Here is a 19,714-nt window from a genome sequence, read left to right as displayed (position 1 = left end):
ACATGACCAGAACCCGGACGCTCACCGCAGCACTCACCAGCCTTGCCCTCATCGCCGGATCGCCCGCCCTGCTGGCCGACCCCGGCAAAGGCAAGGGACATGACAAGGGCCATTCCAGTTCTCAAGGCAGCAACTGGTCCGGCGGCCCGCAGGTGGATATCGGCGGTATCCGCATCATCCTCGACGATAACCGCGACTACTGGGGTCCGGCCCAGTCTCTTCCGCCAGGCATCCAGAAGAACCTGGCACGCGGCAAGCCGCTGCCGCCGGGGATCGCCAAGAAACTCGACGGCCGCCTGGTCAGCCGCCTGCCCCACTACGAAGGCTATGACTGGGTCCGCGCGGGCACCGACCTGATCCTGGTGGCCGTGGCCACCGGGATCATCCATGAAGTGCTCCAGGATGTGATGGACTGACCTCCTGCCCCCTATCGGCTGTTGCGAAGCCTGCCTGGGCCGATATCGGACTTGCCTGCCAGCAATCGCCCCCGCCCGGATACGCAGGATGGTTATCCCCCCATCCTGCAGCTCCAGTCATTGCTTCAGCCCTCTTGTTCAACAAGCCACGCCAACCTGTCCCCGCCGCGTATCAGCGCCAGCCAAATAATCAGGCCAGGCCTCAGCCGGGTCTTCTGGCACGAGCAGATAAAGTCAGTACCTTGGGGTCTGTTGTTGCTGCGGCGACAGGCGGGCCAGCGTCATTTGATGCAATTTTTCTGAACTCAAACTCCAATAACATTCATTAGCCTGCTATCCAGCCATCACTTAGGATTCCCGCCATCCCCGACGCCCGGCCCGGAGTGGCCTGCACAAGCAGACCTCCCGAGGAACCGTGCGCGAGAAGAAAGCATTTCCATATCCAAGGATGGAACCCCACCCCAGTGGGATTGAGGGGCCCAGGGCCCGTACGAAAGGTCACCGAGCCACGCCTCAGTCGCGAAGCCCGTTGGCAGCTTTCGTACAGAGCCTTGCGGTCTCTCCTTTTATCAACTGCCAAGTGTCGTACCCATGCCCCAGAACCCCCTGCGTCTCTGGCTGCAACGCCTGCTGCCGGACGCCAGCACCGCCCCGCCGCGGGAATGGCTGCGTGCCGCCGTTGGCGGCTGCATCGCCGTGGCCCTGGCCACCCTGGCGTGCATCCATTTTTTCGACACCGACCTGGGACTGCGCCTTGCTGCGCCGTTCGCCGCCTCTTCCGTGCTGCTCTTCGCTGTGACCTCCAGCCCCGTGGCCCAGCCCTGGCCGGTAGTGGCCGGCAACGTGCTGGCGGCCGCCATCGGCCTTCTGGTCGCCCATTGGGGCCTGCCGCTGCTGACAAGCGCTACGCTGGCCTTCGGCATGACCCTGGTGACCATGCAAGCCTTGCGTTGCCTGCATCCACCGAGCTGCGCAATCGCTGTTGGCGCTGCGCTTGGCGGACCTGCCCTCGCAGCCCAAGGCTGGCACCTGTTGCTGCCGGTACTGGTTGGGTCCCTGCTGCTGGTGGGTACAGCGTTGCTGTTCAACAACCTCTGCGGCTCCACCTATCCGCGAAAAGTCGCTCATCCAGCCAGTGGCCCGCACCTGACCGCTGACCAGCGACCAGGCGAACGTAACGGCATAGCCGACGAAGACCTGGACCGCGCACTGACCGAGTTCGGCAGCTTCGTCGACGTGACCCGCGACGATCTCCAGCGCCTGCTGCAACTTGCAGAGAAACACGCGCTGCGGCGCAGCATGGGCGACCTGCGGGCGGCGAGCATCATGTCCCGCGATCTGCGTTGCGTCAGCCCTCATGCGCCGGTCAGCGAGGCGTGGCGGCTGCTCGACCAGCATCACCTGAAAGCCCTACCGGTAATGGATGACAAGCAGCATCTGGTGGGCATCCTGACCCTCTCCGACCTGCTTGGTCATGCCGCCAGCACAGCCCCCCGCAACCTCGCCGAACGCTTCCGCGCCCGCCGCGAAGCGCCGGTCTCACGCCTGATGAGCCGCCCGGTGCGCTGCGTGACCGTGGAGACACCGGTGGTGGAGTTGGTGTCGCTGCTGTCGGACCAAGGTCTGCATGGCTTGCCGGTGCTGGATGACGGCGGTCGTGTGGTAGGGGTGGTCAGCCAGAGCGACCTGATCGCCGCGCTGTACCGCAACTGGTTGCAGGACCTGCACCCGCCGCAGGCATTGCAATGGGCGAGCTGAGTCGAGTAGCCCGGATGCAATCCGGGCCACGGTTTGCCCTGGGCGGTGGCTGAGCCAGGCGAAGCCCAACCGGTGCTCAGATCGGGTCCCAGCGCCGGGACCAGTCGATATCTTCGGCCACCACCTCGCGCAATATGTCGACAGCCTGGCGCAACGCCGGAGAATCCTTCTCGCGGGAGTAGACCAGGTAAGTCGGATAGGTGAACTCCGGCGCCCTTTCCACACGCTCCAGTTCACCGCTTTCCAGATGCCCCTGCACCACGCGCGCCCGGAAATAGCCGGAGCCGCCGCACTGCAGGATGTAGTGCAGGGCCAACGGGCCGAGGTTAGTGGCCAGGACGGCGCTGGCCTTCTCCGGCAGCGCGGCATCATGGCGCTGGCGGAATTCCGGGCCCCAATCGTTGTAGATGTACGGCTCAGGGTTACTCGCCGAACGCACCTGGATCAGCTTTTCCTCCAGCAGCAGCTCAACCTGCAAGCCCGGCCAGTAATCAGGGCGATAGACCAGGGCGGCATCCAGCAGGCCGCTCTGCAACAGCTGCTGCAGGTGGCTCGCCTCCCCTACTTCCGCACGTACTGCATGGGACGGCATGCGCTGGCGCAGACGGATCACCCAGTTGAGCACCAGCGGGCTGCACAGGCTCGTTTCGCCCCCCAGGTTGAGCACGTCGCGATAGCCCTCAGGCAAGGGCAGGTCACGCCGGGCCGCTTCCCAGGTCTGCACCAGTTGGTTGGCATAGGCGACGAACACCTCGCCATCGGCGGTCAACCTCGCGCCGGCACGATTGCGCACGAAAAGCCGGCAATCCAGTTGCTGCTCCAGGTTCTGCACCCGCGCCGTGATGGTGGTCTGGGTGACGTGCAGGCGCTCGGCGGCGGCGACGAAGCTGCCGCTGCGGACGATCTCCAGGAAGGTACGTGCCAGGTCGATATCCATGGGCTTGCTCGGGGACTGAAGGGACGGCCGAGTTTAACGGCTGCAAGGCCAGGGGGAATTGCCTGCGGTGGGATTTGATTGGCGAAATCGAGCCGGCCTGGCGCTTCCCTCACCCCGGCCCCTTTACCAAAGGGAGAGGAGCGACCGGCTACGGCCCCACCCATTTCAATAACCGCTCCGCGCAGGTGCGGATCTCCTCGCGCAGCGCTTCCGGCTCACGCACCTCGAATTCGAAGGGCAGTTTCACCAGTTGGCGGGCGAACCAGCTCATGCTGTCGGTTCGGGTGCGCAGCAAGACGCCCTCCTCTACCGGTTCCAGCAGGCCGATGCCGCTGTCCAGTTCTTCGGCGGCCCGGGCCAGGTCGCACTTGAGCAACACCTCCACCGCCGTCGAGCGTGGCAGTTGGGCGATGCTGCCGGTGAGGAAGGCAGCGGCGTCGAAGTCCATCGGGCGTTCGAAGCGGACGTCCAGCAGTTGCAGCGCCTGCATGCGATCCAGGCGGAAGCTGCGCAAGTCCCGACGCAGGTGGCAGTAGCCGCTCATGTACCAGCGCCCGGCACGGTAAACCAGGCCGTACGGGTCGGCTTCGCGTTCACTGCCACTGCCATCGCCGGAGCTGTAGGTGAAGCACACGCGTTGGCGCGCTTGCACGGCGGCAGCCAGGTCCAGCAGCCAGCGCTCGCGGGTGGTCGCCCGTGGCCTTGGAAAATCAAGGGTTGCCGCTTCACCGAGGGCACGCAGTCGGGGCTTGAGGTTGGCCGGCATCACCCGCTCCAGTTTTGCGCTGGCGCTGGCCACGGCCGGGGCGGCCTGCTCCAACCCGATGTTCTGCACGGCCAACAGCCCGAGGGACAGGGCCAGGGTTTCCTCATTGGTGAACATCATCGGTGGCAACTTGAAGCCCGCAACAAGCCGGTAGCCGCCATGGCGGCCGCGCTCTGCAGTCAGGGGAATACCCATCTCCTCGAGGGTGGCGATATAGCGCCGCAGGGTGCGGCCTTCCACTCCCAGGCGCTGCGCGAGTTCGCTGCCGCTCAGTTGGCCATGGGTCTGCAGCAGCTCCAGCGCGGCGAGCACTCGAGTGGTGGGATTGGGCATGGCCAGGACTCCGCACAAACTTTTTTCAGGCGAGAATTTAATTAGGACCGAATATAGCCTGATTGAACCTTAAGGTGCTTCCAGAGCCGGCCACTACGGCCTCTCACCACCCCTTCAGGGAGCAAGACTATGGAACCCGTTCTTTTTTATGGCGTGCCGCAAGGCTGTTCGTTCGGCTCGATCGTGGCCCTCGAATGGCTCGGCCTGCCCTACCGCCTGTGCCGCGTGGAAATGCTCGAACAGCCCTGGGACCCGCTGTTCGCCCACATCAACCCGTTGAACAAGACCCCCGCCCTGCTGCCGGAAAATGGCCAGGGATTCGGCGAGAGCCTGGCCATCCTCCTGCACCTTGCCGGACGCGCACCGGGCAGCGAGTTGTGCCCACCCCAGGGCAGCCCGGAGTACGACCGCCTGAACCAGATGCTGGCGTACCTGGTAACCGACTTCTTTGGCTCGTTCGCGCCGCTCTGGGCGGCTTACGAGATGGCCGACGGCTCCGACTCCACCAAGGCCGTGTTGCGCAAGAAAGGGACTGAGGATGTCCGGGTGCAATGCGCCTATCTGGACCGCCTGTTGCAGGGGCAGGACTGGCTACTGGGCGAGCAGCGCAGCCTGGCGGACGCCTACTTCGCCGGGGTCAGCCGTTGGGTGGAGTACATGAAGCTATTCGACCTGGGGCAGGCGTTCCCGCACCTGCAGCGCTACTTGCTGAAGCTGAAGGCCGACCCCGCCATTACCTTCGCCCGCGCCATCGAGGACGGCGAGACGGCGTTCAGCCGTGGCGGCTTCAAGGGGCATGTGACGCTGGCGGAGCTGGCGTCGCGCCTCGCGGCGTAAGCCCATCCCGCCTGCGACGGGGCATGATGCCCCGCCGCGTCAGGGTCAGGGTCAGGGTCAGGGTTGGAGATCGAACAGGGCGTTGCCGCTTTCCATGTCGAAGGGCGCGGAGAAATGCTCGTGGACGATCTTCCACTGCCCGCCACGTTTGACGTAGCACTGGGTACCGCGCATCCAACTGGTCTTCACCTCGCCGTCCTGCTCGCCGCCGCAGCGGACCAGACAATGCAGGAAGGCGACGCTGGTGTCGGCATGGATGGTCGGATCGGCCGGTTCGAAGATTCCGTCGCCGCCGCACATCTCCGTGCAAAAACGCCAATGCTGCCCGTAGGCCTGGAGGCCCTTGAACTGCAGTTTGAGGATGGCATCGAAGGCGATCACGTCATCGGCATAGCAGGCCAGGATGGCATCCACATCCTTTGCGCGGGCCGCCTTCAGCCACTGATTGAAGACTTCGTGCACTTCCAGTTCGGCGGTAGCCTTGAGGGTTTCGCTGCTCATGGTGCATTTCCTCGGTTCCGGTAAGGGGTTCCGCCGAGCGCGCTGCCGGCGGATTCACGCTTAGTCGTGGGCCGCTGTCTTACTTCGACACCACTCCGGTCAAGGCCGACGAGCGGTGCCCTCAACGCTCCAGTTCACGCAGGCGCTTCTCGATGAAGCGTCGCTCGGGTTCCTGGCGCGCCAGCGCCAGGGCACTGCGATAGGCCGCCTGCGCGTCGGCCTTGCGCCCGAGGCGGCGACAGAAGTCAGCACGGGCCGCATGGGCCAGGTGGTAGTCATTCAGCTCGCCAGCCTCAAGCAGCGCGTCCACCTCAACCAATCCAGCTTCGGGGCCATCACGCATGGCGATGGCAACGGCTCGGTTGAGTGCCACCACGGGCGACTGCACCAGGCGCTGCAGCACGTCGTAGAGGCCAACGATCTGCCCCCAGTCGGTGCGCTCGGCATCCGCGGCCTGGGCATGCACGGCGGCGATGGCAGCCTGAAGGGCATAGACACCGACGCGCCGGCTGGCCAGGGCCTGGGCCATCAGGGAGAGTCCCTCGGTGATCTGCGCCCGATCCCATAGGCTGCGGTCCTGGTCGTCCAGCAATATCAGCTCGCCATCCTCGGTCGCGCGGGCGGCGCGGCGCGAGTCGTGCAGCAGCATGAGCGCGAGCAGGCCCATGACTTCCGGGTCCGGCAGCAGTTCGAGAAGCAGCCGTGCCAGGCGAATGGCTTCGGCGGACAGGTCGGTACGGATCAGCGAATCGCCGGAGGATGCGGAATAGCCCTCGTTGAACACCAGGTAGATGACCCGCAGGACGTTATCCAGCCGCTCCGGCAACTCGGCGAGGGCCGGCACCTGATAGGGAATGCGCGCGTCGCGGATTTTCGCCTTGGCGCGGACTATGCGCTGGGCAACGGTGGACGGGCTGCTGAGGAAGGCGCGGGCGATTTCCTCGGTCTTCAGGTCGCAGACCTCGCGCAGGGTCAGCGGCACCTGGGCGTCAGCCGGCAGTGCCGGGTGACAGCAGGTGAAGATCAGGCGCAGGCGGTCGTCCTCCACATCCTCACCCTCTTCGAAGGCGCTGGCGGCCTCCTCCAGCTCATCCACCAGGTGGCGCTTGGAAGCATCGAAGCGGGCGCGTCGGCGCAGGCTGTCGATGGCCTTGAAGCGCCCCGCCGACACCAGCCAAGCGCGCGGGTTGGCCGGCATGCCATCCCGTGGCCACTGCTGCACGGCGGCAATGAAGGCGTCGTGCAGGGCTTCCTCGGCCAGGTCGAAATCCCCCAACAGGCGAATCAGGGTGGCCAGCACGCGACGCGAGTCGCTGCGGTAGATCGCCTCGACCCGCTGGCGCAGTTCAGCCTCGTCCATCAGGCCCTCCGTGTCTTCACGAGGCGGCACCCAGCGTAGGTCGAACCTCAGGTTCACGAACCGGACGCACCTCGATGCAACCCAGGCGTCCCGGCGGAATCCTGGAGGCAATCTGCAGGGCTTCGTTGAGGTCACGCGCCTCGATCAGATAGAAGCCGCCGAGCTGCTCCTTGGTTTCAGCGAAGGGGCCGTCGGTCATGGACACGCGCCCGCCCTGCATGCGCAGGGTGGTGGCGGTGCGCACTGACTCCAGGGCATTGGACGCCAGGTAGTGACCGCTGGCAGTGAGCTGCTCGGTGTAGTCGATGCATTCGCCGGCGATGGCCTGGTAATCGGCATCGGTCAGGGTGGCGAGCTTGGCTTCCTCGATATAGATCAGGCACAGGTATTTCATGGTGGGTTCCTCGGGTGGCTGCAGGGTACTGACATCCATTGGTCGTTCGACCGCGACGGGAATCGACAAGGCCGATGGAAAATTCCGTTCTTCGTCAGGATGGACCGCTACAGTTTTTCGTCGCCGAAGGAGGAAGGATAGCCGCGAGAATCCGCCCGGCCTGCCCAGGGGCCGAGCGGTTCGTATCACACTATTTCTCGGCGGCGGCCTTGAGGTTGATCAGGCCCTGGTCGAACTTGCCGCCGACCATGTCATCCATGTCGAAGAACACATGCATCAGCCGGTGCGTATAGGGCGAAGGCCCGTACATGGCCCAGGTGACCTGGGTGCTGCCGTTCTGTGGCTGCAAGGTGAATTCGGCCGTGTTGTGGGCCTCGAAGGGCATCTGGAAGTCCAGCTTGATCTCCACCTTCGATGCCGGCTCGCTCCGGGTGATCTCCATGCTACCGGTACCCACCTCGTTATTGCCCTGCCAGGCATAGACCGCGCCCACACCCTCCTTCGGGCCGCTGTAACTGCGCTTGAGCGCCGGATCGATCTTCTCCCAGGGTGACCAGACCTTCCACTGGTGCAGGTCGTTGATCAGGGGGAAGACCTTTTCCGGCGGCGCGGCAATGATGGTCGTGCGTTCGATGCGGAAGCGATCCGGGCTGATCGCGGCGTACCCCAGCACGCCGACTATCGCGACAACGATGATGGCAACGATGGCTTTGAACATGGCGCCCTCCAGGGGCTTGCAGACGGGTGGGCTGGCACTTGGGCAGTACAGCTTGAACAAGGTTAGCCGCTCTGCGCGGCGGTGCCCGGTAGCGTGATATGGCGCGCCAGCTCCTCGAACAGGGTGGTAACCGAACGCAGGGCTCGGCAGTCCGGCCGGGTCAGCAGCCAGAGCGCGCTGGCGCAGCCGGACAGGTCGGTTTCCAGGACCTGCAGGCCCGGCTCGCCACGTACCAGGAATTCCGGCAGCGCCGCCACGCCGAGGCCGGCGCGCACCAGTTGCGCCACCGACAGCATGCTGTTGCAACGGTAGGCTGGCTGTACCTCGGGGTGACGTTGGCGGCGCCAGACCAGACTGGGGTGGTTAGGCAGGAAATCGTCCGGGGCAATCCAGCTCATCCGCGCCGGGTCGCGTTCCGGCAAGCGTGCCAGGTAGCTGTCCGCCGCGCAGAGCACATAGGGCACAGGGCCCAGGCAGCGGCCCACCAGATGACCGGGCGGCGCGGTGGTCAGACGCAGGGCGACATCGGCGTCGCGGCGGCTGAGGTTGGCGAAATCGTTGGAGGTGGTCAGCTCCAGTTCCAGTGCGGGATAGGCCGGCATGAAGCGCGCCAGGGCGGGCAGCAGCAGGCCATGGAGCACGGCATCCGTGCAGGTCAGGCGCAGGGTGCCGCTGACGGCCTCGCGCCCCTGCTCCAGCCCCAGACGCGCGGCTTCCAGCGCCCGCTCCGCCAGCTCGGCCTGCTGCGCCAGCAGTTGTGCCGCCGCATTGGGCAGGTAGCCGGCGCGGCTCTTCTCGAACAGCACGCTGCCCAATGCCTGCTCCAGGCGACGCAGGGAACGGAACACGGTGGAGACATCCACCTTGAGCTGCTCGGCAGCCCGCGCCAGGGTGCCGCCACGAACCAGCGCCAAGACCAAAGCGAGGTCGGCGTGATCGATTCTGTATTGCGTCACTGCAATCCCACCTTGCCAGTTCGCCAATATTGATTGCCTCGACGCAACTATATAGTTCGCCTGAACGGGTGCAAGCCGTGCCCGGCATGGGAGGACAGAGATGAAGCAACTGCGCATCGGCCTGATCGGCGACAGGGACGACGGCATCACCGCACACCGCGCCATTCCACGCGCCCTGGAGCTCGCCGCGCAGGCCACAGGCCGGGCGCTGGAAGGTGTCTGGCTAGCCACCGACCGCCTCGGCGAAGCCCGCCTGGATGAATACCAGGGCCTTTGGTGCGTCCCGGGCAGCCCCTACCGCGACACCGAAGGCGTACTGCAGGCCATCGCGCATACGCGGTGCAATGCCCTGCCCTTTCTCGGTACTTGTGGTGGCTTCCAGCACGCCCTGCTGGAGCATGCGCGCCATGTGCTGGGCTGGACCGACGCGGAACACGCCGAAAACTCGCCCGATGCACCGCGCGCGGTGATCAGTCCCCTGCCCTGCGCCTTGCGGGAAACCCTGGAACGGGTGCAGTTGCTGCCCGGCTCGAAACTGGCCCAAGCCTATGGCGCGCATGAAGCGTTCGAGGGCTACTTCTGTGGCTACGGCCTCAATCCCGACTTCCGCGAAGCACTCACCCAGGGGCCACTGAAGGTTGCCGCCACCGATGCCCTTGGCGCCGTGAGGGCGGTGGAGCTGGACGGCCATCCCTTCTTCGTGGCCACGCTGTTCCAACCGGAGCGCGCCGCCCTGATCGGCCGCCTGCCACCGCTGGTAAGGGCCTTCGTCGACGCCTGCCAGGAGAACGCCCGATGATTGCTCGCACACCCGAGCCGCCGTACTACGCCGTGATCTTCACCTCCCTGCGCAGCGAAACGGAACGGGATTACGCCGCCACTGCCGAGCGCATGCTGGAGTTGGCCCGCGACCAGCCAGGCTTTCTGGGCGTGGAATCCGCGCGGGGCAGCGATGGGCTGGGGATCACGGTGTCCTACTGGCGTAGCGAAGAGGAAATCCGCACCTGGCGGACCCAGGCCGAACACCGGGAAGCGCAGCGGCGCGGCCGCGAGCAGTGGTACCGGGCGTTTCGCACGCGGGTGGCTTATGTGGAGCGGGAATACGGAATGGGGTGAAGGCAGGCCCGTGCCAACGGCAACGCCCCGCGGCTCTGCCCTTTGCCGCAATCATAAAAAAGCCCCACCAGATGGCGGGGCTCAATCAAAGGAGCGGAAACCCGTGTCTTCTTAGAACACGTATTGGGCACGGAAGACCATGCCGTCGCCGTCGTCGTCGCCTACCGAGTTGGTGGCGTTGTCCACTTTGGTCGTGACGTAGTAGCCGCTGAGCTTGACGGCTTCGTTGGCGTACCAGTTCACACCCAGGTTGTGCACCTTGGCTTCGACGTCGTCGATGGTGGCGAAAGCGCCATTGTCGTCTTCAGCGCTGATGTTGTCGTAGCGGTAGAACACTTCCCAGGCGCCAATCTGCTTGTTGGACGGCTTGATCTTGTCGAACTTGCCGAGCTTGTAGTCACGGGCTTCGCCGGTCAGGGTGTAGGCAACCTGCACGTAGTAACCATCGGCGTCGATGTCTTCACGGTTGGCAGCCTTGGCTTCAACTTCGCGCTTGAGGTATTCGCTCTGGATGGAGAACGGACCCGCGGCGAAGGCGGCTTCCAGGCCAAAGGTGCTGTCGTTGTCGTACGCACCGACCGGGGTGTTGTTGGAACCGGCCAGAACCAGGCGGTTGCCGTTGGTGCCGGCGTCCTGGCCACCTTCGGTGCTCACACCGCGGATGCCCAGGCGGCTGCGGATACGACCATCGAAGGAAGTGTCCTGCAGGTCGCGGGTTGCGTAGTTCACGCCAAAGTGCAGCACATTGCCGGCTTCGTGCATGGGGGCGAACACACCGCGCAGGTTGAACTGCTTGACGCTGTCACCGTCTTCGTCACGGTTGGTGGCGTCGTTGGCCATGAGGCCGGCGGAACCGTAGAGGGACGCACCAAAGGTGCCGGAAGCCTGTACGCCCATGCCGCCGTTGTGGTTGTTCACGTAGTCGGCCAGGTCATACGCAGCGGTACGTTCCTGGGCAGTGACCCACTTGGAGCTGGTGGCTTTTTCCAGACCGAAGTCGGGGTCGAATCGACCCATCTTGATCACGACCGGCTGGAAGCCGGTGTAGGCGATGGAGGCTTCGTCGAAGTAGCCGTCGTCAGCTTTGGCGTCGCCGCCGGCGTTGTGGGAGAAGTCGTAGTTGATCTGGTAGGCCCAGTCGGTGAAGGCAACACCGCCCAGTTCCAGGAAGGCGCGACGGAAGTAGCCGGCGTCGGCGGTATCGCCGTTCACGGTGTAGAAACCATCGAAGCGGCTGTAGTCAGCCTGCAGACGACCACCCAGTTTGAAACTGAAGGCCTTGTCGGTGGTGCCGACTTCCAGGCCGCCTTTGGTCTTGACGACGATGTCGGCGCCGTCAGTGGTAACGGTACCAGCGAAAGCCTGGGCGGAAATGGCCAGGGCCATGGCGCTGGCGGCAAAACCGGCGAAGTGCTTACGGATCATCGAAGGGTTCCCCTATTGGTCTTTAGCGTTAGAAAACACGAGAGCGTCTGGGCTCGTCGGTGCTGGAGGGGAATCTTGGCGGCGGGTTATTTCAGCTCAGTTGCTTATATATAAATATTTTGTGACAACGGAACTTTTTTACTTCGAATTTTCATAAGCAACGAGACGCTCTGGAACGGGCCTTTCAGCCAATTTCAGTGGTCTTCTCGCAGTAGATGGCGCTGAAAACGGCGGGTTGCGGAAATCGCGATTCGCGACTACCCGCTCCGATCAAACAATCGAAAGGCCTAGGTTTTATAGGAGAGGTCGTCGAGCGAAGGTCAGGCAAGGCGCAACGACCATCGGGAGTAACAGCCGAAGGCTGGCCCGAAGGGTGAGCGCCAGCGAATCAGTCGGCCTAAGAAGCGCAGTTTACGTGTTGTAAATGAGCATTCTGATCGGACTCGCGCTCGAGGCCAACTTCAACGCAGCATCACCCATGCGCAGGCACTTTTCGTGCAAAGCCTAGAGGGAGTCGCGGCGTTTCTGCGCCAGGTGCGCGGCCAGGTCGTCCACTTCGGCACCCTGGCTTTCGGGCAGTAGACGGACAACGGCCTGGGTCAGCTTCATCTGCTTGATGAAGCGCCGGCAGTTGCGGCAGAGCATCAGGTGACGGCGCACGGCCATGCGCTCGCGGAAGTTCAACTCGCCATCGAGCAGGCCGCTGGAGCGGGCAACCAGTTCCTTGCACGTCAGCATTGGCCCGTCTCCTCGAAATGTTCCAGCGTGGCGAACAGCTTCAGGCGTCCGCGATGCAGCAGCACCCGGACATTGGAGAGCGATATCTCCATTAAATTACAGATCTCTTCCAACTCGAGCCCCTGACGCTCACGCAGCAGCACCACACTGCGCTGCATCTCCGACAGACTGAGCAGGGTCTTTTCCAGGCACTCGCGCAGTTCCTCTTCGGTCAACAGGGCCTCGGGTGAGTCTTGATGCCAGGCGGGAACCGCGGCGGCCCAATGGCCGTCCTCGGAAAAACGCGCTTCATCCACCGTCCCGTGGGGTGCGGGCAGGTCGTCGAGCAGGACTTCACGTCGGTTTTGCCTGAGCCGGCTGCGGGCGGTGTTGGCGACGATGGTCAGCAGCCAGGTCTTGAGGCTGGAGCGCTGCTGGAAGCCGTTCAGGTTGCGCACCACGGCCAACCAGGCGTCCTGCACGACTTCGTCGGCGAGACGCGAGCCAACGATGGCATAGGCGACCGCGCGCATGGCGCCCTGGTAGGCGCCAATCAACTCGCGATAGGCGCCCTGCTCCCCGGCCAGCAGCCGGGGTAGCAGGTCAGCGTCGGCCGGGTGGTTCATCAGTGCTTGCGCAGGATCACGCTACCGATGGAGTAACCGGCGCCGAAGGAGCTGAGCACACCAAGCGCGCCGCTGGGCAGGTCGTCCTGGTGCTTGTGGAAGGCGATCACCGACCCGGCGGAGCTGGTGTTGGCATAGGTGTCGAGGATCACCGGCGCCTCACTCGGCTCGGCATCACGGCCCAGCAGCTTACGGGCGATCAGCAGGTTCATGTTGAGGTTGGCCTGGTGCAACCAGAAACGCTTCACGTCGCCGACGTTGAGTTTGTTCTCGCCCAGGTGGGCGGCGATCAGCTCGGCGACCATCGGGCAGACGTCCTTGAATACCTTGCGGCCTTCCTGGACGAACAGCTTGTCGCGGGCGCCCACGCCCTCTTCGGCGGCACGGTTTAGGAAGCCGAAGTTGTTGCGGATGTTGTTGGAGAACTGGGTCAGCAGCTTGGTGCCAACTACGTCGAACTGGTGCCTGGAGGAGGCCTGGTCGGCACGTTCGATGATCACTGCGGTGGCGGCATCACCGAAGATGAAGTGGCTGTCGCGATCGCGGAAATTCAGGTGACCGGTGCAGATTTCCGGGTTGACCATCAGGATGGCGCGAGCCTGGCCGGTCTGTACGGCGTTGGTGGCGGCCTGGATGCCGAACGTCGCCGAGGAGCAGGCGACGTTCATGTCGTAGCCGAAACCATTGATGCCCAGGGCGGCCTGCACTTCGATGGCCACGGCCGGATAGGCACGCTGCAGGTTGGAGCAGGCGACGATCACGCCATCGATATCGGCCGGGGTCTTGCCGGCGCGTTCCAGGGCCTGTTTGGCCGCGGCCACGGACATCTCGCACAGGATGCCCCACTCGTCGTTGGAGCGCTCAGGGATGCGCGGCACCATGCGCTTGGGATCGAGGATACCGTCCTTGTCCACCACGAAACGGCTCTTGATGCCGGACGCCTTCTCGATGAACGCCACGCTGGATTCGGCCAAGGGCTCCATCTCGCCACGCTCGATGGCGGCGGCGTTTTCGGCGTTGAACGCCTGCACGTAAGCATTGAAGGACTCCACCAGCTCTTCATTGGAGATGCTGTTGGGTGGGGTGTACAGGCCGGTGCCACTGATCACGACGTTGTGCACGGTCGATCCTCTCGATACTGGGCCGCTCGCTCGAACGGCCGGTTCAGGCAGTCAGCCACCGGCCCAGGCGGCCGGCAGCGGAAAATGGTCGTCCCGCAGGGCGGGAAGGAACAGCAAACAGGGTGGAGGCCACAACACGAGCATCCTTTGCCGTGCCCCACCGACGCCCTTGGCGACAGTCGGCGATCTCGCCGGAATTCTCTTGGCGGGTGCCCCACTTTCTTATCCAGATGCGAAGGGTAACGCCAGAAACGACGGCTGGCGACGGGGACTTTCGCCAAATCATCGGCGAAGTAACGAGAATAATCAGTCAGTTTGCGACCTTGAGGTGACAAAGCGTAGCAACGCCTTGCCCGGCGAGGAGCGACGCCGTGGCCAGGGCTCGCTCGGACTGGCTGTTGACATTGAGCGGGCAACTCGCCTGCGTCCCTTGCCTGCTGATCCTGGTTGCTCTGGAGCGCGTAGCTACTGGCCGAGAAAGACACAGCCAGGAGGTGGTCCGGTCGGCGTTCGATCCTGGTTGGCGGGGTTTTCCGCCGCCGCTGCGAAGGGTAAGGTGCATGGCTCTCGCAACCGGCAAATGGAGCGCCTCGATGAGCTTGCACGGCACCTATGACCCGCAGAACGTCTTCGCCCAGATCATTCGCGGCGAAGCCCCCTGCTACAAACTCTTTGAGGACGACGACGTGCTCGCCTTCCTCGACATTTTCCCGCAGTCCTTCGGCCACACTCTGGTCATTCCCAAGCGCTCCGCTGCGCGCAACATCCTGGAGATCGAAGCGGATGCCCTGGCCAAGGTCATGGCCGTGGTGCAACGGCTGACCCATGTACTGGTGAAGGAACTGGAACCCGCCGGCGTTCAAGTGGCGCAGTTCAACGGCGCACCCGCGGGCCAGACCGTTTTCCATATCCACATGCACATCGTGCCGCGCTTCGAAGGTGAGTCGCTGGGCATCCACGCCAGCAAGAAGGCTGACCCGGCGGAGCTGGAAGCGCTGCAGGCACGCTTGCTGAAACATCTGCAGTAACCACCGGCTGACGTGAGGTGGAAGTCGCTTTCCACTTTCACCTGCGCAGCCACCGCAGCCCCGCATGGATGGATCGGTGAAGCGTGACCCACCCTTGGAGGGACTTACTCCGCGCAGGCCGTAGTCAGTTGCCGTAGCCCTTCACCGCCTCCAGCCAGGCTGGTTCGAGGCGGTTCTGCTCGACCTCCAGCCCTTGCGCTTCCATCGCTTCGCGGTGCTGGTCGATCTCGCGCACATGGTGGTTGAGGTCGGCGCTGTTGCCGTCCAGTTGGTGCATCTGGGTCAAGCCCAGGTGATAGAAGCGCAACAGCTTCATCGCCGCCGGGTCACCGGCTGCCACGCCCGCCTTGACCTTGTGCATGACGTTGGTAACGCGCATCAGGCTGCGCTTGAGCTGCCAACCGTAGACCGCAGGCGCCATCCAGGGCCGCGGCCACAACTGGATGCGCACCACACCAACGGTAAGCGCCAGTCCGGCCAGCACGCCGATCAGGTTCCAGCGAAAATTGTCACCGCCGGGCGTACCGAACACCTTCACGCAGAAGGTGGAAAGCAGCAGCGCCAAGGCAATGAACAGGCCGGCGACCACCAGGGTGATGCGACGGGTCTGCTGGCGGTAGAGCTCGGGGCTCATGGGACGGATTTCGAAGGGGCTCATCAGGCTTCTACCTGGCTCCATTGTTTGTTGAGACGTTTGTCGGAAACCGGCATGCGCGTTCCGAGTTGCTGGGCGAACAGCGAGACGCGGTACTCCTCCAGCATCCAGCGGTAGAGCACCAGCTCGGGGTCGCGCTTGCCTTCCTGGGCATGCTTGGCCAGGCGCGCCTGGTATTGCTCCCAGTAGCCGGCGATCTCGCCCGACCAGACGCGGTCGCGTTGCAACTGCGCGGCGATCTTGTCGAAGCGCTGCTCGACGGCCTTGAGGTAACGCGGCAGTTCCTTCAGCCACTCCGCCGGGGTTTCACGGACGAAGCCCGGATAGACCAGGTTGCCCAGCTGCGCCTTGATGTCATTCAGCGCCACCGCCTGGGCCAGGTCGATGCGGCCCTTGAAGCGTTTCTGCAGGCCATGCCAGAGCTTGAGGATTTCCAGGGTCAACCGCGCCAGGCGCTCGGCATGCTCGGCCCAGGCGCCGCGCTTTTTCTCGGCCAGTGAGGCCAGGGCCGCGCCATCGCGAGGCAGGCTGGCTTCGCCGTCAAGGATGCAGCTGTCCAGGCTGGCCAGGAGGATGTCCTCCACCAGCGCATCAACGCGCCCCATGTCGCGGTACAACAGGCCCAGGTCAGTGAGGCCGGGCAGCTTGCCGCGAAGGAACTTGGCGGTTTCCGCCAGTTGCTGCAGCAGCAAGCGTTGCAGGGCACGGCGGTGCTGCCAGTCGGCTTCAGCCTGGGTCGGGAAGCGGCTTTCCTTGACGCTGCCACCCTCCTCCACCAGCGCCGGGTACACGGTCATGGAGAGGCCGGCGACCTTTTGCTGGGTTTTCTCCGCGACCTGGGCGAAGCCCTTGGCTTCTACCGGCTTCTGCTCTTTCTGCGCCTGCGGGATGGCGAGCGCCGCCTGACTGGCTTCGGCAAAACGGGCGGTTATCTCGACCAGATCGCGGCCTTCGCCAAGGAACTTGCCGCGGGCATCCACCACTTCCAGGTTCATCTTCAGGTGGCTTTCCAGCTGGGCAGCGGCCTCCACCCAGGCTTCCTCGGGCACGCGGGCCCCAGTCATGCGTTGCAGCTCGCGGCCGAGGGACTCGGGCAGCGAGCCCTGTGCGAACACCAGCTTGGCCAGCGCCGCCTTGACGAAATCCGGCACCGGCACGAAGTTCTTGCGGATGGCCTTGGGCAGGTTGCGCACCAGGGCCACGCACTTGGCTTCCAGCAGGCCCGGCACCAGCCATTCCAGGCGCTCCGGCGGCAGTTGCGGCAACAGCGGCGCCGGCACTCGCAGGGTCACGCCATCGCGTGGGTGGCCCGGTTCGAAGTGGTAGGACAGCGGCAGCTCCAGCTCACCCAGGTGCAGCGTGTCCGGGTACTGCGCAGCGGTGACTTCGCTGGCTTCGCGGGCCAGCACGTCTTCCTCGCGCATGATCAGCAGGTCCGGCGTGTTCGTACGCTCCCGTTCGTACCACTTCTCGAAGGTCGCGGTCTGGTAGATATCCGCCGGCAATCGCGCTGCGTAGTAGGCGAAGAGGGTTTCCTCATCGGCCAGGATGTCACGACGCCGCGCCTTGGCTTCCAGTTCGTCGAGTTTCTCCAGAAGTTGGCGATTGGCGGAAAGGCATTTCGCCCGGCTTTGGATTTCGCCACGCACCAGCCCTTCGCGGATAAACAGCTCGCGGGAGACCTCCGGGTCCACCGGGCCGTAATGCACGGCGCGACGACCGACGATGATCAGGCCATAGAGGGTGATCTGCTCGAAGGCCACCACCTGCCCGCGACGCTTCTCCCAGTGAGGCTCCAGGTGGTTCTTCTTGACCAGGTGACCGGCCAGGGGCTCCAGCCAGTCCGGTTCGATCTTCGCCACCATGCGTGCGAAGAGCTTGGTCGTTTCCACCAGTTCGGCGGCCATGATCCATTGCGGGCGCTTCTTCGCGATGGCGGTGCCGGGGTGAATCCAGAAGCGCCGCTGGCGGGCGCCCAGGTAGTCGCCGTCTTCAGTCTTCTGGCCGATCTGGCTGAGCAGGCCGCAGAGGATGGCCTTGTGCACCTTGGCGTAATCGATGCTGCGCTCCGCGGACTCCGCGCCCTTGTGGGAGCCAGCTTGCTGGCGAAGGGGGGTGTCCTTCGGCGTCTTGCGAGGTTCGCCAGCAAGCTGGCTCCTACCGATCTCGGGGAAGAGCTTGAGCTCGCGGCAGATGAGCACCAGTTGGCGGTGGGCGTCACGCCATTCGCGCAGGCGCAGGTAGTTGAGGAAATTCTTCCGGCACCAGGTACGCAAGGCATTGGAGCCCAGGGCCTGGCGCTGCTCCTCGAAACCGCGCCAGAGGTTGATCAGCGCCGCGAAGTCGGAGTCCACGTCCTTCCACTGCGCATGGGCCTGGTCGGCAGCCTGCTGGCGCTCGATCGGACGCTCGCGCGGGTCCTGCACCGACAGCGCGGCGGCCACGATCAGGACTTCGTCGAGGCTGCCCTGACGGGCGCCTTCCAACACCATGCGGCCTAGGCGCGGGTCGATGGGCAAGCGCGCCAGTTGGCGACCGATGGGGGTGAGCTGGCTCTCGCGGTTGACTGCCGAAAGCTCCTGCAGCAGCGTGAAGCCGTCCTTGATCGCCTTGCCGTCTGGCGGTTCGATGAAGGGGAAGGCCTCGATATCGCCCAGGCGCAAGTGCAGCATCTGCAGGATCACCGCCGCCAGGTTGGTGCGCAGGATCTCCGGATCGGTGAAGGTCGGGCGGGAGAGGAAGTCGTCCTCACTATAGAGGCGCACGCAGATGCCCGGCTCGACCCGGCCACAACGGCCCTTGCGCTGGTTGGCGCTGGCCTGGGATACCGCTTCCACCGGCAGGCGCTGGACCTTGGCGCGGTAACTGTAGCGGCTGATGCGCGCCGTACCGCTGTCGATCACGTAGCGGATGCCCGGGACCGTCAGGGAGGTTTCCGCGACGTTGGTGGAAAGGACGATCTTGCGGCCCGCCATGGGCTGGAAAATTTTCTGCTGTTCCGCCGGAGTCAGCCGCGCATACAGCGGCAGTACTTCGGTGTGGCGCAGGTTGGCCTTGCGCAGCACGTCGGCACAGTCGCGGATTTCCCGCTCGCCGGGGAGGAACACCAGCACGTCGCCGGGACGCTTGCCCACTTCACGTTCGTGAGCGGCGATCTCGTCCAGGGCACGGAGGATGCCCTGGTCCACGGAGAGGTCATCGAACAGTGCTTCACCATCCTCGTCCACCTCGGCGGCCAGCGGCCGGTACCAGGTGTCCACCGGGTAGGTCCGGCCTGAGACTTCAATGATGGGGGCGTCGTTGAAGTGCTTGGAAAAGCGCTCGAGGTCGATAGTCGCGGAGGTGATGATCAGCTTGAGGTCGGGCCTGCGCGGCAGCAGCGTCTTGAGGTAGCCGAGGAGGAAGTCGATGTTCAGGCTGCGCTCGTGGGCCTCGTCGACGATGATCGTGTCGTAGCGTTCGAGGAAGCGGTCGTGCTGGGTTTCCGCCAGCAGGATACCGTCGGTCATCAGCTTGATCAGGCTGCGCTCATTGGACTGGTCTTCGAAGCGCACCTGGTAGCCCACCAGTTCGCCCAACGGGCTACCGATTTCCTCCGCCACCCGGGTCGCCACGCTGCGCGCCGCCAGCCGACGCGGCTGGGTGTGGCCGATCAGGCCGTGGGTGCCACGGCCGATCTCCAGGCAGATTTTCGGCAGCTGGGTGGTTTTGCCCGAGCCGGTCTCACCAGCAATCACCAGCACCTGGTGCTTTTCCAGCGCTGCCTTGATCTCGTCGCGCTTGGCGGCGATGGGCAGGGCGTCGTCGTAACGCATCACCGGCACGCTGGCGCGCCGCGCCTCGACCCGCGCTACCGAGGCCTGGACGCGCTCGACCCACTGCGCCAACTTGGCGTCATCCGGGTGCTTGCGCAGCTCGTGGAGCTGCCGGCGCAGGCGATGGCGATCGGCGCCCATGGCCTGGTCGAGGCGTTTCAGGAGTTGTTCGGGGCTGGGGGATTGCTCGCTCATCGGGTCCGCTGGATCTGCTGTCGTTTTCGGCAAGGGCGGA

General features: G+C 64.6%; 19 protein-coding genes. 6 read left to right on the top strand and 13 right to left on the bottom strand.

The genetic code is table 11. From position 1 onward, the window contains the following. Positions 1-2 precede the first annotated feature (2 nt). The gene (locus tag AAHM40_RS23425; protein WP_342246820.1) at positions 3-416 is read left to right on the top strand and encodes an anti-virulence regulator CigR family protein; all 414 of its coding nucleotides are present in this window, start codon (positions 3-5) and stop codon (positions 414-416) included. A gap of 591 nt (positions 417-1,007) precedes the next feature. Next, positions 1,008-2,174: an HPP family protein gene (locus tag AAHM40_RS23420; RefSeq protein WP_342246819.1), complete on the top strand. Its 1,167-nt coding sequence runs from the start codon at positions 1,008-1,010 to the stop codon at positions 2,172-2,174. 76 nt (positions 2,175-2,250) lie between these two features. Here AAHM40_RS23420 and AAHM40_RS23415 read toward each other — a convergent pair whose 3' ends face one another. Together AAHM40_RS23415 and AAHM40_RS23410 are read right to left on the bottom strand one after the other, a co-directional pair. Then, positions 2,251-3,111 (bottom strand): LysR family transcriptional regulator, encoded by an 861-nt coding sequence (locus AAHM40_RS23415; RefSeq protein WP_342246818.1) that lies wholly within the window; start codon positions 3,109-3,111, stop codon positions 2,251-2,253. A gap of 148 nt (positions 3,112-3,259) precedes the next feature. After that, a complete protein-coding gene (locus AAHM40_RS23410; RefSeq protein ID WP_342246817.1) occupies positions 3,260-4,210 on the bottom strand; it encodes a helix-turn-helix transcriptional regulator in 951 nt (316 codons plus the stop codon). Between the two features lie 129 nt (positions 4,211-4,339). Between AAHM40_RS23410 and AAHM40_RS23405 the strand changes: the two genes are divergently transcribed. Further along, positions 4,340-5,047 carry a glutathione S-transferase family protein gene (locus AAHM40_RS23405; protein ID WP_342246816.1) on the top strand — a complete coding sequence of 236 codons (708 nt, stop codon included), beginning with the start codon at positions 4,340-4,342 and terminating at the stop codon, positions 5,045-5,047. A gap of 57 nt (positions 5,048-5,104) precedes the next feature. Here AAHM40_RS23405 and AAHM40_RS23400 read toward each other — a convergent pair whose 3' ends face one another. The 5 genes from AAHM40_RS23400 to AAHM40_RS23380 all read right to left on the bottom strand — a co-directional run bounded on the left by AAHM40_RS23400 (position 5,105) and on the right by AAHM40_RS23380 (position 8,976). Next, entirely contained in the window at positions 5,105-5,548 is a 444-nt protein-coding gene (locus AAHM40_RS23400; RefSeq protein ID WP_280282685.1) for a YybH family protein, read from the bottom strand. Positions 5,549-5,669: 121 nt separating this feature from the next. Continuing rightward, on the bottom strand, positions 5,670-6,893 hold the full coding sequence (locus tag AAHM40_RS23395; protein ID WP_342246838.1) for an RNA polymerase sigma factor: 1,224 nt from the start codon (positions 6,891-6,893) through the stop codon (positions 5,670-5,672). Positions 6,894-6,924: 31 nt separating this feature from the next. Further along, entirely contained in the window at positions 6,925-7,302 is a 378-nt protein-coding gene (locus AAHM40_RS23390; RefSeq protein ID WP_028626425.1) for a YciI family protein, read from the bottom strand. Between the two features lie 190 nt (positions 7,303-7,492). Beyond that, positions 7,493-8,020 (bottom strand): SRPBCC family protein, encoded by a 528-nt coding sequence (locus AAHM40_RS23385; protein WP_342246815.1) that lies wholly within the window; start codon positions 8,018-8,020, stop codon positions 7,493-7,495. 62 nt (positions 8,021-8,082) lie between these two features. Continuing rightward, a complete protein-coding gene (locus AAHM40_RS23380) occupies positions 8,083-8,976 on the bottom strand; it encodes a LysR family transcriptional regulator (RefSeq protein WP_342246814.1) in 894 nt (297 codons plus the stop codon). Between the two features lie 100 nt (positions 8,977-9,076). On the opposite strand from AAHM40_RS23380, the gene AAHM40_RS23375 reads away from it, so the two are divergent. Together AAHM40_RS23375 and AAHM40_RS23370 are read left to right on the top strand one after the other, a co-directional pair. Next, the gene (locus AAHM40_RS23375) at positions 9,077-9,775 is read left to right on the top strand and encodes a CTP synthase C-terminal region-related (seleno)protein (protein ID WP_342246813.1); all 699 of its coding nucleotides are present in this window, start codon (positions 9,077-9,079) and stop codon (positions 9,773-9,775) included. Beyond that, a complete protein-coding gene (locus tag AAHM40_RS23370) occupies positions 9,772-10,092 on the top strand; it encodes an antibiotic biosynthesis monooxygenase family protein (RefSeq protein ID WP_342246812.1) in 321 nt (106 codons plus the stop codon). Before AAHM40_RS23375 ends, AAHM40_RS23370 begins: the two co-directional genes overlap by 4 nt. A 111-nt stretch (positions 10,093-10,203) precedes the next feature. Here the strand turns inward: AAHM40_RS23370 and AAHM40_RS23365 are convergent, their stop codons facing one another. The 4 genes from AAHM40_RS23365 to AAHM40_RS23350 all read right to left on the bottom strand — a co-directional run bounded on the left by AAHM40_RS23365 (position 10,204) and on the right by AAHM40_RS23350 (position 13,981). Continuing rightward, a complete protein-coding gene (locus AAHM40_RS23365) occupies positions 10,204-11,517 on the bottom strand; it encodes an OprO/OprP family phosphate-selective porin (protein WP_342246811.1) in 1,314 nt (437 codons plus the stop codon). A 504-nt stretch (positions 11,518-12,021) separates the two neighbouring features. Then, a complete protein-coding gene (locus tag AAHM40_RS23360) occupies positions 12,022-12,255 on the bottom strand; it encodes an anti-sigma factor family protein (RefSeq protein ID WP_342246810.1) in 234 nt (77 codons plus the stop codon). After that, complete coding sequence (locus tag AAHM40_RS23355; protein WP_342246809.1) at positions 12,249-12,860, bottom strand: RNA polymerase sigma factor; 612 nt, start codon at positions 12,858-12,860, stop codon at positions 12,249-12,251. Before AAHM40_RS23355 ends, AAHM40_RS23360 begins: the two co-directional genes overlap by 7 nt. Further along, positions 12,860-13,981, bottom strand: a complete 1,122-nt coding sequence (locus AAHM40_RS23350; RefSeq protein ID WP_342246808.1) for a beta-ketoacyl-ACP synthase III — start codon at positions 13,979-13,981, stop codon at positions 12,860-12,862. Before AAHM40_RS23350 ends, AAHM40_RS23355 begins: the two co-directional genes overlap by 1 nt. Before the next feature lie 593 nt (positions 13,982-14,574). Between AAHM40_RS23350 and AAHM40_RS23345 the strand changes: the two genes are divergently transcribed. After that, entirely contained in the window at positions 14,575-15,009 is a 435-nt protein-coding gene (locus tag AAHM40_RS23345; RefSeq protein ID WP_342246837.1) for an HIT family protein, read from the top strand. A gap of 124 nt (positions 15,010-15,133) precedes the next feature. On the opposite strand, the gene AAHM40_RS23340 is transcribed toward AAHM40_RS23345, so the two are convergent. Next, the gene (locus AAHM40_RS23340) at positions 15,134-15,667 is read right to left on the bottom strand and encodes a DUF3087 domain-containing protein (RefSeq protein ID WP_342246807.1); all 534 of its coding nucleotides are present in this window, start codon (positions 15,665-15,667) and stop codon (positions 15,134-15,136) included. Continuing rightward, positions 15,667-19,674: an ATP-dependent RNA helicase HrpA gene (gene hrpA, locus AAHM40_RS23335; RefSeq protein ID WP_342246806.1), complete on the bottom strand. Its 4,008-nt coding sequence runs from the start codon at positions 19,672-19,674 to the stop codon at positions 15,667-15,669. Before hrpA ends, AAHM40_RS23340 begins: the two co-directional genes overlap by 1 nt. Positions 19,675-19,714: the final 40 nt, after the last annotated feature.

The sequence above is a fragment of the Pseudomonas sp. OTU5201 genome, assembly GCF_038440135.1.
GTDB lineage: Bacteria > Pseudomonadota > Gammaproteobacteria > Pseudomonadales > Pseudomonadaceae > Metapseudomonas > Metapseudomonas resinovorans.
This window is presented reverse-complemented; position numbering and strand designations above follow the sequence as displayed.

Excerpts from the sequence above, each read along its gene's own strand:
- AAHM40_RS23360 (WP_342246810.1), bottom strand. The coding sequence starts at position 12,255 with ATGCTGACGTGCAAGGAACTGGTTGCCCGCTCCAGCGGCCTGCTCGAT.
- AAHM40_RS23375 (WP_342246813.1), top strand. The coding sequence starts at position 9,077 with ATGAAGCAACTGCGCATCGGCCTGATCGGCGACAGGGACGACGGCATC.
- AAHM40_RS23390 (WP_028626425.1), bottom strand. The coding sequence starts at position 7,302 with ATGAAATACCTGTGCCTGATCTATATCGAGGAAGCCAAGCTCGCCACC.
- AAHM40_RS23345 (WP_342246837.1), top strand. The coding sequence starts at position 14,575 with ATGAGCTTGCACGGCACCTATGACCCGCAGAACGTCTTCGCCCAGATC.
- AAHM40_RS23410 (WP_342246817.1), bottom strand. The coding sequence starts at position 4,210 with ATGCCCAATCCCACCACTCGAGTGCTCGCCGCGCTGGAGCTGCTGCAG.
- AAHM40_RS23400 (WP_280282685.1), bottom strand. The coding sequence starts at position 5,548 with ATGAGCAGCGAAACCCTCAAGGCTACCGCCGAACTGGAAGTGCACGAA.
- AAHM40_RS23355 (WP_342246809.1), bottom strand. The coding sequence starts at position 12,860 with ATGAACCACCCGGCCGACGCTGACCTGCTACCCCGGCTGCTGGCCGGG.
- AAHM40_RS23420 (WP_342246819.1), top strand. The coding sequence starts at position 1,008 with ATGCCCCAGAACCCCCTGCGTCTCTGGCTGCAACGCCTGCTGCCGGAC.
- AAHM40_RS23405 (WP_342246816.1), top strand. The coding sequence starts at position 4,340 with ATGGAACCCGTTCTTTTTTATGGCGTGCCGCAAGGCTGTTCGTTCGGC.
- hrpA (WP_342246806.1), bottom strand. The coding sequence starts at position 19,674 with ATGAGCGAGCAATCCCCCAGCCCCGAACAACTCCTGAAACGCCTCGAC.
- AAHM40_RS23370 (WP_342246812.1), top strand. The coding sequence starts at position 9,772 with ATGATTGCTCGCACACCCGAGCCGCCGTACTACGCCGTGATCTTCACC.
- AAHM40_RS23415 (WP_342246818.1), bottom strand. The coding sequence starts at position 3,111 with ATGGATATCGACCTGGCACGTACCTTCCTGGAGATCGTCCGCAGCGGC.
- AAHM40_RS23340 (WP_342246807.1), bottom strand. The coding sequence starts at position 15,667 with ATGAGCCCCTTCGAAATCCGTCCCATGAGCCCCGAGCTCTACCGCCAG.
- AAHM40_RS23425 (WP_342246820.1), top strand. The coding sequence starts at position 3 with ATGACCAGAACCCGGACGCTCACCGCAGCACTCACCAGCCTTGCCCTC.
- AAHM40_RS23365 (WP_342246811.1), bottom strand. The coding sequence starts at position 11,517 with ATGATCCGTAAGCACTTCGCCGGTTTTGCCGCCAGCGCCATGGCCCTG.
- AAHM40_RS23385 (WP_342246815.1), bottom strand. The coding sequence starts at position 8,020 with ATGTTCAAAGCCATCGTTGCCATCATCGTTGTCGCGATAGTCGGCGTG.